We start from the raw sequence: 14,495 nt of genomic DNA, 5'->3' as shown, positions 1-14,495 counted from the left end.
AACAGTTATGAAAAAATTTCCATTTAAAGTGTTGACTTTGGCCACTCTGGCAACGGTTATAACTGCTACTACCGGTAACACTATTCATGCATTTGCACAAGAAACGACCGCTCAAGAACAAAAAGTAGGCAATTATGCATTAGGGCCTGAAGGACTGAAGAAAGCATTGGCTGAAACAGGGTCTCATATTCTTGTAATGGATTTGTACGCAAAAACAATGATTAAGCAACCGAATGTAAATTTATCTAATATCGATTTAGGTTCAGAAGGGGGAGAGTTGCTCAAAAATATTCACCTTAATCAAGAACTGTCACGAATCAATGCGAATTATTGGTTAGATACAGCAAAACCGCAGATTCAAAAAACAGCTCGTAATATTGTAAATTACGATGAACAATTTCAAAATTATTACGACACATTAGTAGATACTGTACAAAAGAAAGATAAGGCAGGTCTAAAAGAGGGCATAAATGATTTAATTACTACAATCAATACAAATTCAAAAGAAGTTACAGATGTAATTAAGATGCTACAAGACTTCAAAGGGAAACTATATCAAAATTCTACAGATTTTAAAAATAATGTTGGTGGTCCAGATGGAAAAGGTGGAATAACTGCAATATTAGCAGGTCAACAGGCAACAATTCCGCAACTTCAAGCTGAAATTGAGCAACTTCGTTCTACTCAGAAAAAACATTTTGATGATGTATTAGCATGGTCAATTGGTGGTGGATTGGGAGCAGCTATTTTAGTTATTGCAGCTATTGGAGGAGCGGTAGTAATTGTTGTAACTGGCGGTACAGCAACACCGGCTGTTATTGGTGGACTTTCGGCTCTTGGTGCAGCTGGTATTGGTCTAGGAACAGCGGCTGGTGTCACGGCATCTAAGCATATGGACTCCTATAACGAAATTTCTAACAAAATTGGAGAATTAAGTATGAAAGCTGATCGTGCTAATCAAGCAGTTATTTCGCTTACTAACGCGAAAGACACATTGTCATATCTATATCAGACTGTGGATCAAGCAATATTGTCTCTAACAAATATTCAAAAGCAATGGAATACAATGGGCGCAAATTATACAGATTTACTTGATAATATCGATTCTATGCAAGAACACAAATTCTCTTTAATACCGGATGATTTAAAGGCTGCTAAACAAAGTTGGAATGATATTCATAAAGATGCAGAATTCATTTCAAAAGACATCGCTTTTACACAAGAAAAAACGAACTAAAAATCAAAACCTATATCGGAGGAATACGAAATGATGAAAAAAATCCCTTACAAACTACTCGCTGTATCGACGTTTTTAACGTTGACAACAACTTCTGTAGTTTCACCAGTAGCAACTTTTGCAAGTGGAATTGAACAAACGAACAATGGAGATACGTCTCTTTCAGCAAATGAAGCGAAGATGAAAGAAACTTTGCAAAAGGCTGGGTTATTTGCAAAATCTATGAATGCCTATTCTTATATGTTAATTAAAAATCCAGATGTGAACTTTGAAGGAATTACTATTAATGGATATGTGGATTTACCTGGTAGAATCGTACAAGATCAAAAGAATGCAAGAGCACATGCTGTTACTTGGGATACGAAAGTAAAAAAACAGCTTTTAGATACATTGACGGGTATTGTTGAATATGATACAACATTTGACAATTATTATGAAACAATGGTAGATGCGATTAATACAGGGGATGGAGAAACTTTAAAAGAAGGGATTACAGATTTACGAGGTGAAATTCAACAAAATCAAAAGTATGCACAACAATTAATAGAAGAATTAACTAATTTAAGAAACTCTATTGGACAAGATGTTAGAGCATTTGGAAGCAATAAAGATCTCTTGCAGTCAATTTTAAAAAACCAAGGTGCAGATGTTGAGGCCGATCAAAAGCGTCTAGAAGAAGTATTAGGATCAGTAAACTATTATAAACAATTAGAATCTGATGGGTTTAATGTAATGAAGGGTGCCATTTTGGGTCTACCGATAATTGGCGGTATCATAGTGGGCGTAGCAAGGGATAATTTAGGTAAGTTAGAGCCTTTATTAGCAGAATTACGTCAGACCGTGGATTATAAAGTAACATTAAATCGTGTAGTTGGAGTTGCTTACAGTAATATTAATGAAATGCATAAGGCACTTGATGATGCTATTAACGCTCTTACTTATATGTCCACGCAGTGGCATGACTTAGATTCTCAATATTCGGGCGTTCTGGGGCATATTGAGAATGCAGCTCAAAAAGCGGATCAAAATAAATTTAAATTCTTGAAACCTAATTTAAATGCAGCGAAAGACAGTTGGAAAACATTACGAACAGATGCTGTTACATTAAAAGAAGGGATAAAGGAATTAAAAGTGGAAACTGTTACTCCACAAAAATAGGGAAATATTAATTCTGTTGCAAAGTGGCCCAAAACATAGAGAGTCTATGATTACACTGTAAAACAGTAAAGCGATAATTAATAAATCCTTATATACCAGAAGGCGGAGTCTCATTAAAGACTTCGCCTTTCACTTATATATAAGTTTTATCCAAATAAAAAGATAAACGTGTAGATTACTTGTTTTTTAAAACTTTGCAACAAAATCGATTACTTGGTGACAGATTATAAAGATTGGCTTAATAATATCGAATCTATGTAACAACATAGATTCCCTTTAATATTTGATAATTTAAAGGTTTCTAAAAAAAGATAGAATGATACTCATAAAAAATGTAGAACTCATTTCGAAAGATATCGCTTTTAAAAAAGAATAGAACTTGAAATCAAACCCTATATAGGAGGAATATGAAATGATGAAAAAAATTCCTTACAAAATACTCGCTGTATCAACGTTTTTAACTATGGCAACTACTTATGCAGTCACACCAGTAGCAGCTTTTGCAAGTGAAATTGAACAAACTAACAATGGAGATATGTCTCTTTCATCAAATGAAGAACAGATGAAAAAAACTGTGCAAGATGCTGGGCTATTTGTAAAATCTATGAATGAATATTCTTATTTGCTAATTAATAATCCGGATGTGAATTTTGAAGGAATTACTATTAATGGGTATGCAGATTTACCTAGTAAAATTGTACAAGATCAAAAGAATGCAAGAACACATGCTGTTACATGGAATACGAAAGTAAAAAAACAACTTTTAGATACATTGACAGGCATTATTGAATACGATACAAAGTTTGAAAATTATTATGAAACATTAGTAGAGGCGATCAATAATGGGGATGGGGATACTTTAAAAAAAGGGATTACAGATTTACGGGGGGAAATTCAACAAAATCAAAAATCTGCAAAAGCATTAATAGAAGAATTAACTAATTTTAAAAACGCTATTGGAGAAGATGTTAGAGTATTTGGAAGCCATAAAGAGACCTTGCAATCAATTTTAAAGAACCAAGGAGCTGATGTGGAGACTGATCAAAAGCGTTTAGATGAAATTTTAGGACAAGTAAACTATTATAAAAAATTAGAATCTGATGGATTAACAATGGTGAAAATTCCTTTTATTCCCACGTTGATTTCTGGAGGTATAATGATAGGTACAGCAAGAGATAATTTAGGCCGATTAGAGCCTACATTATCAGAATTACGTAAGACTGTAGATTATAAAATAACATTAAATCGTGTGGTTGGAGTTGCGTTTCATAATATTAGTGATATGCATAGTACGATTGATAATGCTATTACTGCTCTTACTTATATGTCCACGCAATGGGATGATTTAGATTCTAAATATTCGGGCGTACTGGGACATATTGAAAAAGCTAATCAAAAAGCGGATCAAAATAGATATAAATTCTTAATCCCTAACTTGAATGCAGCGAAAGACAGTTGGAAAATATTAAGAACAGATGTTGTCACATTACAAGAAGGGATAAAAATTGCAGAGAAAAAAGAACAGGATCTTATGAATCAACTTCGTCCATCAAACGTTTTCTACTTTTATAAAAAAATTCATAACGCATACACATTTGAAATAAAGACTGGAACAAATGCACCAAATGCGTCTTATAAAGTTATGAATTTAACTAAAAACACTGTTCATAATATGTGGAGTGGAGGACCAAATACAAACATGTGGGCTGACTGGCTTTCATTCAATCCAAAAGATGAATTTGCGGTGGTAGCAGTAGTGGATGGGAAAGAATATGTTGTATATAAAGACAAAGTAGAAAATATAATGAACTGAACTTGAAAAGTTAAACAGAAAAATTATGCAGCTATTGGAGATGGTACACTTAACTGGACACTAAGTTAAGTGAAAAAGATGATTCAGAGAATTCTGTTGCAAAGTTTTTTAACAGATAAAAAGTTGGTATGATTGCAGATGAAGTGACCCCATAAAGTGAGACAGGTTATTTCATTAGGCAACCTTTTGGGCATGGGTCCGGTATTGTACGAGGGCTCATGCCTTTTAGTTTTGCCTTAATTCTTTTATGATTATAGTACTCTATATATTTTGCTAGTTCTTTCTTAAAATGTTCTATACTCTTAAATTCTTTTCGATACAGAAATTCTGACTTCATGATGCCAAAGAAGTTTTCAATCACTGTGTTATCGTAACAGTTTCCTTTACGAGACATGCTTTGTGTAATGCCACGTTTAGTAAGGGAATGACGGTATTGTTTCATTTGATAGTGCCAACCTTGATTAGAATGGATCAAGAGTGTATCTTTGGCTGTTAAGTGTTCAAACGCTTGGTCTAACATCGTTAAAACAAGTGAATAAGTTGGTCTTGAACCAATTGTGTATGTGATAATTTCACCTAATGGTTCCCACTTATAATTTCAAAGACAATTATTAAAAATTACTTATTCAGCAAGTAAACAAATCGAAAACTATATGAAGTTACTAAAAATGCCAAACCCCTATGGATCAATGGTTTGGCATTTGTTCGTTTTTTATTGTTTATGGGGTACCGCCCATGCCCATAAACCTAAGATTTTAAAGCACCCCCATAACGAAATTTTTATCTCTCTACAGTTATTTATGTGTATTCAGCTCGTTTTTTACATTTTGGGGGATAATTAGTTTTTTAACTTGATGGCGATGCTTTATAATTATGTTATCTATGTTATTAATAAGGATGATATGTATGATGACTGTAAAGGATTTATTTCATCTATCAGTTACAAAAGACTTTTCCATTGTAGCAGGTGGTAATGCATTAAATAATACAATCTTAAGTGTTGAAATTTTAGACTTTGAATTTAATGAAGGTATTCAGAAAGTGAGAGAAACTGCTTTCAGCCGACATAGCCTTGTACTCAGTAGCTTATTATTTGCGAACCAAAAGCCAGAACGTTTAATCGACACCATTAAAAAGCTGATTGAATTAAAAGTAAGTGCCCTAGCCTATAAGCCAGTTATCTTTCAGGATTTACCGAGCGAGGTCTTAAATTTTGCAAATGAGCAAGGTTTCCCAATTTTACAGTTCAGTGGAGATGAATTTTTTGAGGATATCATTTTTGAAGTGATGAATTATATTAAAAATAGAGAATATGCGCTCTTTATACAAAATATAATGGGATGCTTAATGGACGAGGAGGTATCAGAGAAACAGATACATTCCTTCTTACGACAAATGAATAAACCGTTTAAGAAATATGTATTCGCAGCCAATATTCAAATAAAACGATACGAGGACTCTCAATGGTTGCAATCCTTTTTCCAATTCGAATCATTTTTGAAGTCTGGTATAGTTTGTACATATAAACAAAGTATTCTTATCTTTTTGACAGACCAATCCCAACAATTCCAATTTGAAAAAATACTAAAGGAATGGATGGTTCTTTATGCAATTCCATCAGATAGATTAACAATTGGTTACAGCCAAGTCCACCAGACGTATACGGAACTTCATCTAGCCGTTAGAGAAGCCTATTATGCCCGAATTATTGCTGAAATTGAAATGATCTCTGTTTGTAATTATAAACAACTCGCATCCGAACGGCTGCTTATCGAGCTTTATCGCAAAGATCCAAAGTTCGCTAACAATTATGTAAAAGTGTATTTGGGACCTCTTCTAGGCGATAAGGCAGATAAAGATTTACTAAATACTGCAGTTACATTCGTGTTAAAGAAAAGTAATGTGAAGGAAGTGGCAGACATCCATTATTGTCATCCTAATACCATTCGTTATCGCATGGCGAAAATACGGCAATTAATTGATCCTTTTGGCAACGAGTTTGTTTTTTATGAAAATCTATCCGCATCAGTTAAATTGTATTTACTGCATAAAACAATAAAAGAAACGACTAATGGATTGGAATCATTCCAAAAATAAGCTGAAAAGTTTAGAAATATAATCAAATTATTGCATTTCTTCTTATGATATTCTTGTTGTAGTCAAGGAGGTAGGAGAGATGAGACAATACATAGGTGATGGAATGTTGCTTATTACAGCGATTTTTTGGGGCAGTGGATTTGTTGTAACCGCCATTGCGTTAGAATATTTAACGGCTTATCAAGTGATGGCAGGAAGATTTGCTTTAGCTTCGCTTATACTTACAATTTTATTTGGTTACAAATTCAAAAGTTTCACAAAACCTGTCGTGTGGAAAGGTGCCATCTTAGGGATTCTTTTATATACCGGCTTTGCATTACAAACGGTCGGTTTGCAATATACAACACCATCAAAAAATGCATTTTTAACAGCTGTCAATGTTGTAATCGTGCCAATCATTACTTATCTAATCTACAAGCGTAGAATTGATCGATATGAAATACTCGGCTCAGTCATAGCTATTGTAGGGATTGGCTTTTTATCATTGGAAGGATCTATGACGATTAACATAGGTGATGCATTGTCCCTCGCGTGTGCAATTGCCTTTGCTTTTGATATTTTTTATACAAATCTTTTTGTTCAAAAGGAAGATGCAATTTCACTGACATTGGTACAATTCATAACAGCAACTCTGATTGGTCTAGTAGCGTTGTTTATTCAGGGGGATATTCCGAAAACGATGGAAAAAGAAGCAATGTATTCAATTGTGTATTTAGCAATCTTCCCAACAGTGATTTCTTATATTTTCCAAAATATATCACATCAATATACAACAGCTACTAAGGTAGCCATAATTTTATCTACAGAATCTTTTTTTGGAATGTTGTTGTCAGTTGTATTTTTACATGAAGTATTAACAGGGCGTATGGTTGTGGGGGCTATGTTAATTATGGTGTCCATCTTAATTGCTGAAGTAAAGCCAGCATTCAAAAAAAAACACTGTAAAAAAGCGTGTGAGTGAAATAAGTATGTAAGGGCTTATTTGATAAAAACGAATTAAATAACTTGATCATCCGCTGTAGATATTGTGAAAAATTGTACTTCAATTGGTTTCGTGGAACAAAGGAGTGGATTGCTGCGGTAGCCTTTTTTAAAAATTTGGCTAAAGAAGCAGTTTAGTTGAATAAAATATTTGCCGGTAGCACAAGAAAAAGGATTATAGAAGTAGGGGTCTCACCATATGTCCATCAACTTAAGAATTTACAGTGTCCCCAGAACGAAATTTTGTGATAACTCGTAACAAAAAGCTCACTTCTTATGTAAAAAAAGATAAGAAGTGAGCTTTTTTAGATACTACCAATAATGATGCGTTATGTTAACCCCATATGAATAGAATATACAGGATTCCTTGTTCAACTAACTGGCAGGTTAGTGGAATAAGGTTCTACCAAAGGATATACCATTAATCATGTAGAATTCACATAAAAATAAATGTAGGAGGATAGAAAAATGGACAATCCAGTTATATGCACGGAAAGGTTAATTTTAAGAAGAATGACTAAAGATGATACTGAAAATTTGATGGAAATCTTTTCAGACCCAGTAGCAATGCGGTATTATCCTTCAACCAAAAACGAAAGTGAAACAATGGAATGGATTAATTGGACCCTAAAAAATTATGATGAATATGGGGTAGGTTTATGGATAGTAGAAGATAAAGTAACTGGAGAATTTCTTGGACAATGTGGTATTGTACCTCAAGAAGTAGATGGCGTAATGGAGATGGAGATAGGTTATTTATTTGTTCGGCGTGTCTGGGGGAAAGGATATGCAACAGAAGCAGCTTTAGCGTGTAAGAATTACGGATTTGAACGACTAAAATTAAATAGGATGGTCTCATTGCCCGATGTAAATAATATTCCTTCAACTAAAGTTGCTAAACGAATTGGTATGCAGGAGATGAAAATTATAAACAAATGGGGAAAAGAAGTGTATGTTTACTCTGTCTCTATTTAAAAACTATGATTAAATTGAAGTATGTGAAGGGTTACACTTAAACTATCGGGTGCTTTAATTTATCAGGAAACTAAGAGATTTTAACTTCCAATAACGATAATTATGTGAATAAGCTGTCCATATGGGCAGCTTATTGTATTTTTTGCTTAGCGTGGTTTTTTTCCGAAATGCTGGCGGTATCTAAGTGCTGGCTGGGGTGGAGGGCTACCCCCTCCTAATATCATAAAAATAAAGAGTAAAATAAATTCATCACACCTGAAAATTGTTTGATTAAAAAAATGTATTAGACTAGATAGCGGATATACAATTTGCATACAGGAAATTAAAGGGATTTATATAAATCGTTTAATATATAGATTCACTCCTTTTCGTAAATTATTATATAATTTAATTTATAATAGAGTATTGTTAACCTTATATCCTTAAGGAGGTTCTATATGTATAAACAAACTTTATGTTTTATCAAAAAAAACAATGAATTACTTATGTTAAATCGTGAAAAGTCTCCTTTAAAAGGGTTGTGGAATGGAGTTGGAGGAAAAATAGAAGATGGAGAGACTCCTTTTGAATGTATAATTCGAGAAATTAAAGAAGAGACCGATATTAGTATAGATACGGTCGAATATAAAGGAACTATTACATGGAACGTTGATAATTCATACTCAGGTGGTTTATTTGTTTTTCTTGCTGAAGTATCTGATACATATTTATATAATACCCCTAGAAAGACAGAAGAAGGAATTCTAGATTGGAAAAAGATTTCTTGGACTATAGATAATAAGAACCTGGGAGTTGGTGAGATGATACCAGCATACTTACCAATCTTGCTAAATAATCAAAATAAATATGAGCATGCATGTGAAATTTCTAATGGTAAATTAATTAGATACACATATAAAGAGCTAGATTCCGTTTTGTTAATAGTATGAAAATCTGTTTTAAAATAATCAACAATAAATCCCGTTAACAAAACTCAAGTTAAAAAAGGTGCTTTCATGTTCAGAAGGCTCCTTTTTTCAGTCTAAAACATTTTTTAATAGGGGTCCTACCCCATCGCTATCAACTTAAGAAATTAATTGTTCCCAAAACGAAAAAAATGAGCCGAACTCTCATAAATAACTGTGAAAAGGAAAACTTTTCGTTATGGTGTATAATGGTAATAAAGGTGTTTAATTTGCGCTAAGGAATCCTCGTTTTAGGATTCCTTAGATTGATCAATTTATATAATCGTTCATTCTAAGATTCATATTCTATCAATTTTAAAAATCTGTGATTCCATATATTTTCATAAAAATCAATCGTCTCTTTTGCAGACATAAATGGATTATTCAAAGTAGAGGTTGCTTTCTGTACCATGAAGTTTTCATATCCCAATCCATGAGCAAATTTAATCGTAGCATCCATACAGTATTCTGTTTTAGCGCCGCAAAATTCAATGCGATGTACAGCTAATTGGTCTAAAAGATTTTTTAAGTTTGTTTTGTAAAAAGAATTTGCATGTATTTTATTTGTTGAAGGATTTTATTATTCGTACACATATGGGAGGTTTCGCAAAGTATTAGCTTGATGGGTATGGGGTACCGCCACATCGCTATCAATTTAAGAAATGCATTCTTCCACAAAACAAAAAAACTGAATTAAATACCTATGAATAACTACAAAATTGCGAAACACTTTCAATATGGGCCCATCCCATTATCATCAGGCTAAGGTTTTAATGTACTCCCTAAATGAAAATTGTCTTTCTCTACAGATAGTTATTTATAAGAGGGGTCACCATATTTGTAATTAAATCCCAGAGTGGCCCCTCATACCCAGAATCGTTTCCATACCCCCATTAGGTTTGGATATTGTACACATCGTCTTTTCTTCAACTAAGAGTTCGGATTCATACAGTAAAAATTATTTTTTAAATTATTAAATAAGAAAAAATGGATCCATATTACAACTGACAGAGATATGTTATAATCAGAATAAGGGTTTTATCCTTATTCGCTTTTTATAGGAGAGTGTTTAACATGATTATCAAGTTCATTCGTTTACGTTAATTTTAAATACAATTCGTTATGCCCAGCTATTTTTTTCAAAACGTTTGGGTTTATTTGAGTGTGTCTTTTTTTATTAACTAAATACGAATGAAATGAGGAGTTAATCATGAATGAAAAGATTAATAAAATTAATGAAATTGATATATGTACAGAGAGTTTTGGCAATTCAGCAGATCCAGCAGTCTTACTGATTATGGGAGCCATGTGTTCAATGGTTTATTGGGATGAGGAATTTTGTCAACAATTAGCTGATACGGGCCGATATGTTATTCGTTATGATAATAGAGATGTCGGACGGTCAACTACTTATGAACCGGGGAGTTCCCATTACACTGTGGTAGATATGGCTGATGATGCGATTGGGGTACTCGATGCATATCATATTGACGAAGCACATATTGTTGGAATGTCATTGGGTGGAATGATTGCTCAAATTGTAGCCTTAAGGAACCCTCAGAGAGTTCTAAGTATAACTTTGATTGCATCAGGTATTTTTGGTTCTGAAGACAACAACCGAAATTTGCCTCCGATCGATGAAAAGATACTCGCTTACCATGCTAATGCGACCAAACTAAATTGGTTGGATGAAAAATCTGTTGCAAATTACTTGGTTGCAGGATCAGCTTTACTCTGTGGTTCAAAGCATAAATTCGATGAGAAGAGGGTTTATAAGCAAGTAGAAAAAGAAATAAAACGAGCAAATAATTTATTAAGTATGTTTAATCACTCCCTTCTTAAAGGCGATGATTCTTATGAGGGGAAGTTAAAAGGAATCAATATACCTACTTTGGTTATCCATGGTACAGAAGATACAGTGCTTCCATACGAGCATGGTCTTGCTCTTGTTAATGAAATTTCGCATGCTTTGTTACTAACTCTAGAAGGATCGGGTCACGAGATTCACTGTGACGATTGGGATCATATAATCAACGCTATTTCGAACCATACTTCAGTCCTGTAATCATTATAGGAATCGTATAAAATAAAAAACACTTGGAAAAAGAGTTACAATCGAGTCTGTAACCCCTTTTTTTCTATTAAAAATCAGTTTTGGAACTGTTACTCAGTTAAGGAATATTAATGCTCAGTGATTGATATTTCCTTCCTATAACGAAGATTATATAAAAGAAATGTCCCTTCGAAGATCTGAAGGGACATTTTAAGTTTTTAGATATAGTGACTGCTGATAAGTAAGGTTATGGTAACTGATATGGTGACACTTTGTAGAAAAGTATCAAATGTTTTACTCAATAACTCCTGAATGTTCAATATTCACAATGTATTTCACTCTTATTGGTACTGTTTTATATATTTTTTCCCATTCTTTTAACTTAAATGGTTTATATTGTTGTTTGAATTTGGAGCCTAAACCAAGTGGATCTACATTTAGATTTTGTATTTTTTTTATTAGTTTTTTACTTTCTGTATTCAATTGTTTTTCTATGTTCTTTGTGACTATCTTGAGAGTGTTTTTATTTTCTACATTTATCATTTTTGAGACTTCTTGCAGACGAGCATTCATTTTAACTTGAATATAAAAAGATGGTTTTCCATTTTTAACATGAACATGATAAGAAGGAGTGGAACGGATATTGTTAATTAATACATAACCGTCATGGATTTTGAATTCTTTGGAATTTAATCTACGTTTTTCAAGCAATCCGCTAAAAATAAACATATCTTTTTGTTCTAATTTCCCTATATATTTGTCTTGTTTGAAAAGAGCCATGCTTTTAATTTCTATTGTGTCTTTTTGTTTTTTCAATATAGGCATAAAAGTATCTCTTCCTACTTCGTAGTAGCGATAAGAGTTAAAATATAAATTATCCTGTGGTAATGAACCTGTTTTCATGTTGTGTTCCAACAGGTTTTTTATGTAAATTGCAACATTAAAGGGAGTATTGTATTTTCCAGAGAATAGCTCATATCCCTCACCTTCTAGTATTCCTAGATATATTGTATGTCCTATGCTATTATCCCGTAGAAGTGTATCATATGCTATTGTTATATCTTTTTCCGCTAATTTTTTTGTAAGAAGAGCAATACGTAATTGTCCAGTCGCAAAGGGTTGTGCAGATTTGAAAGAGGCTTTTTCTCTTCCTTGTGTTGCTGTGTTTCCAGTGTTCTCAAATACTTTGACTTGATGACCTTTTTTTTGAACAGGACAGACAATCGTTGTTTTTATTTTATCTTTTGTTGTATCGAATACAATTCCTTGAATTAATTGAACATCATCAATAAGATACTTTTGCATGCATCCTGTCATAAATATTAACGAAATACAAAATAGTATAATTTGTTTTTGATTAATTTTTTTCATGTTTTCTCCATCCAGTAAAAAACAAAATTGAAAAATAACTCATTTTAAGCTAGATTTTATATCGCATCAATTGTTGTATGTTGGATTTTAATCATTTGTGGTATTTTCCCAAAATGATCATCATCATATTCATGTTTTTACTAAAACTACTGATAACATGATTTATGTAAAAAGCTAGCATAGATCTAGTCTTTTTGTTTGCGGATGTTCTAACCTCTTTATTTAAAGTGCTTTGAATGTATACTTTCGTTGTGTATTTGGAGGATATCAGAGGATTTGGCGTGAAGTCAATGTTTTCGTTAGTTTGAAAGTAAACTAATGGCTAAAAGTTTACATTGTACTTTTGAAATATTTACAACAATATTTGTAATTGTATTGATAAATTTTCGAATAGATTGAATATTGTTACACACCTTATTATAATTTACTATGAGTTGGAGTAATAATCTGTCATTAGTTCCCTTTCTAAAAGAAGATTGAGATCAGTCAATCTTCATTTTTTATTCATAAAACGTTTGTTTGAAATATTTAGGTATGATACGTGTGAATTTGGAAGAGCATACATACGTTCAGCTAACTTCCAAATTTGATATACTAAAAGAAAAAAATTAGGATGATAAGGCTATGCCAACAAAAGAATTCCAAGATACAGTACAGCATTTTGCTTCTTTCTTATTAGATAAAGGAAGAAAACCTTCCACAATTAAACGATATGTTTATGATATCGAAGATTTTGGTCAGTGGTTGCAAAAATCTAAAAAACTCCCTACATGCAATATATGGACGATACTTGATACAAAGGATTATGATGAGTATTTCTATGATTTAAAGAATCAACGACAGTACTCTGAAAAAACAATGCATCGTGTCTATATTGTCTTAAATAGACTATATCAGTATTTACAACTGCCAAATCCGTTAGAAGACATGCAACTTATTATTCAACCGAACCGAGCATTACGTGATGAAGATTTTATTACAAAAGAGGAAGAGAAAACGTTAAAGTCCATTTTAACTTCATTAGAAGGATTAACAGAAAAACAACGTTCCGTTCGTCCAGTACTTATGGATCGTAACATTTCAATTGTGCATTTGCTCATTCATAATGGATTATCCTTACAGGAGCTTGTCGGTTTACAGATGAAGGACGTCCATTTTGAAAACAATACAATCTCAGTACCAGGAATAGTGGGCATAGAAAGAACGATTCTTTTAACTGAAGAAGATAAAAAGCGTTTATTTAACTATTACAAAATCATTCCTGAACCTGTTCGTCCAAGATACCATAGTAATGATCCATTGTTTGTAGCCTTTGATTTTACTCGGAAAACTTATCATTGGTCATATGAAAATGATGCGCCTAAAGCTCTAACAGAAATTGCTGTTCAAAAAATGATTCGACTTGAAGTTGAAAGAGCGAATTTACGAAAAGGAATTTCAGCACAACATCTACGGAATACCTTCATTTTACGGCTAATTGAACATGAAGTTTTAGAAGATCAAATTATAAAACAGGTAGGTTTTAAATCTAAACTTTCGTTAAAAAGATATTATGATTACACCGATTAAAAATAACGGTGGAAGATAGTGTGAAGGAAAATAAAAAACAAGAGATACAGTACATAAGAGTGTATACATTAAGGGATAGAAGTACAAAATCCATTAAAGTTGAATCTTGGCGAACGTTTAAAGATGAAATGAGAGTTCTAGGCCTAAAGGAATCAGATATTTTTCAAATACAGTTAATCACAAAAAAGAATCCCTAGAAGATATTACTTTTCCAAAAGAAATATCTTCTAGGGTATTTTTATTCTAGCCAAGAAAGAATCCATTTTTCGTTAAATAAGTATTTGAATACTACAACCA

General features: G+C 32.7%; 10 protein-coding genes and 2 pseudogenes. 9 read left to right on the top strand and 3 right to left on the bottom strand.

The annotated features are described in order from the left end of the window. Positions 1-7 precede the first annotated feature (7 nt). The 3 genes from hblD (at position 8) to hblB (ending at position 4,208) form a co-directional block, all read left to right on the top strand. Complete coding sequence (hblD, locus tag DJ93_RS03490; protein WP_042979206.1) at positions 8-1,237, top strand: hemolytic enterotoxin HBL lytic component L1; 1,230 nt, start codon at positions 8-10, stop codon at positions 1,235-1,237. Between the two features lie 30 nt (positions 1,238-1,267). Then, a complete protein-coding gene (hblA, locus tag DJ93_RS03485) occupies positions 1,268-2,395 on the top strand; it encodes a hemolysin BL binding component B (RefSeq protein ID WP_042979205.1) in 1,128 nt (375 codons plus the stop codon). 412 nt (positions 2,396-2,807) lie between these two features. Then, positions 2,808-4,208 (top strand): hemolysin BL regulatory component HblB, encoded by a 1,401-nt coding sequence (hblB, locus tag DJ93_RS03480; RefSeq protein ID WP_042979204.1) that lies wholly within the window; start codon positions 2,808-2,810, stop codon positions 4,206-4,208. A gap of 174 nt (positions 4,209-4,382) precedes the next feature. On the opposite strand, the pseudogene DJ93_RS03475 reads toward hblB, so the two are convergent. After that, positions 4,383-4,785, bottom strand: a pseudogene (locus DJ93_RS03475) (IS3 family transposase); the annotation flags it as partial. A gap of 329 nt (positions 4,786-5,114) precedes the next feature. On the opposite strand from DJ93_RS03475, the gene DJ93_RS03470 reads away from it, so the two are divergent. From DJ93_RS03470 to DJ93_RS03455, 4 genes are all read left to right on the top strand, one after another. After that, a complete protein-coding gene (locus DJ93_RS03470; RefSeq protein ID WP_241484258.1) occupies positions 5,115-6,305 on the top strand; it encodes a PucR family transcriptional regulator in 1,191 nt (396 codons plus the stop codon). A gap of 79 nt (positions 6,306-6,384) precedes the next feature. Beyond that, complete coding sequence (locus DJ93_RS03465; RefSeq protein WP_042979203.1) at positions 6,385-7,266, top strand: DMT family transporter; 882 nt, start codon at positions 6,385-6,387, stop codon at positions 7,264-7,266. Between the two features lie 488 nt (positions 7,267-7,754). Then, positions 7,755-8,261 (top strand): GNAT family N-acetyltransferase, encoded by a 507-nt coding sequence (locus DJ93_RS03460; protein WP_042979202.1) that lies wholly within the window; start codon positions 7,755-7,757, stop codon positions 8,259-8,261. 437 nt (positions 8,262-8,698) lie between these two features. Beyond that, the gene (locus DJ93_RS03455; RefSeq protein ID WP_042979201.1) at positions 8,699-9,190 is read left to right on the top strand and encodes an NUDIX hydrolase; all 492 of its coding nucleotides are present in this window, start codon (positions 8,699-8,701) and stop codon (positions 9,188-9,190) included. A gap of 307 nt (positions 9,191-9,497) precedes the next feature. Here the strand turns inward: DJ93_RS03455 and DJ93_RS03450 are convergent. Then, positions 9,498-9,767, bottom strand: a pseudogene (locus DJ93_RS03450) (isochorismatase family protein); the annotation flags it as partial. A 648-nt stretch (positions 9,768-10,415) separates the two neighbouring features. Here DJ93_RS03450 and mle point away from each other — a divergent pair. Beyond that, the gene (gene mle / locus DJ93_RS03445; protein WP_042979200.1) at positions 10,416-11,270 is read left to right on the top strand and encodes an alpha/beta fold macrolide esterase; all 855 of its coding nucleotides are present in this window, start codon (positions 10,416-10,418) and stop codon (positions 11,268-11,270) included. A gap of 282 nt (positions 11,271-11,552) precedes the next feature. On the opposite strand, the gene DJ93_RS03440 is transcribed toward mle, so the two are convergent. Beyond that, a complete protein-coding gene (locus DJ93_RS03440) occupies positions 11,553-12,629 on the bottom strand; it encodes a Ger(x)C family spore germination protein (RefSeq protein ID WP_042979199.1) in 1,077 nt (358 codons plus the stop codon). A gap of 624 nt (positions 12,630-13,253) precedes the next feature. On the opposite strand from DJ93_RS03440, the gene DJ93_RS03435 reads away from it, so the two are divergent. After that, positions 13,254-14,198, top strand: coding sequence for a tyrosine-type recombinase/integrase (locus tag DJ93_RS03435; protein ID WP_042979198.1), 945 nt, complete (start codon positions 13,254-13,256; stop codon positions 14,196-14,198). Positions 14,199-14,495: the final 297 nt, after the last annotated feature.

Origin of the sequence: Bacillus clarus (assembly GCF_000746925.1) — a bacterium.
Lineage (GTDB): Bacteria > Bacillota > Bacilli > Bacillales > Bacillaceae_G > Bacillus_A > Bacillus_A clarus.
Note: the sequence above shows the minus strand (reverse complement) of the source record. Positions and strands in the feature narration are given on the sequence as shown.

Excerpts from the sequence above, each read along its gene's own strand:
- hblD (WP_042979206.1), top strand. The coding sequence starts at position 8 with ATGAAAAAATTTCCATTTAAAGTGTTGACTTTGGCCACTCTGGCAACG.
- hblA (WP_042979205.1), top strand. The coding sequence starts at position 1,268 with ATGATGAAAAAAATCCCTTACAAACTACTCGCTGTATCGACGTTTTTA.
- hblB (WP_042979204.1), top strand. The coding sequence starts at position 2,808 with ATGATGAAAAAAATTCCTTACAAAATACTCGCTGTATCAACGTTTTTA.
- DJ93_RS03470 (WP_241484258.1), top strand. The coding sequence starts at position 5,115 with ATGATGACTGTAAAGGATTTATTTCATCTATCAGTTACAAAAGACTTT.
- DJ93_RS03465 (WP_042979203.1), top strand. The coding sequence starts at position 6,385 with ATGAGACAATACATAGGTGATGGAATGTTGCTTATTACAGCGATTTTT.
- DJ93_RS03460 (WP_042979202.1), top strand. The coding sequence starts at position 7,755 with ATGGACAATCCAGTTATATGCACGGAAAGGTTAATTTTAAGAAGAATG.
- DJ93_RS03455 (WP_042979201.1), top strand. The coding sequence starts at position 8,699 with ATGTATAAACAAACTTTATGTTTTATCAAAAAAAACAATGAATTACTT.
- mle (WP_042979200.1), top strand. The coding sequence starts at position 10,416 with ATGAATGAAAAGATTAATAAAATTAATGAAATTGATATATGTACAGAG.
- DJ93_RS03440 (WP_042979199.1), bottom strand. The coding sequence starts at position 12,629 with ATGAAAAAAATTAATCAAAAACAAATTATACTATTTTGTATTTCGTTA.
- DJ93_RS03435 (WP_042979198.1), top strand. The coding sequence starts at position 13,254 with ATGCCAACAAAAGAATTCCAAGATACAGTACAGCATTTTGCTTCTTTC.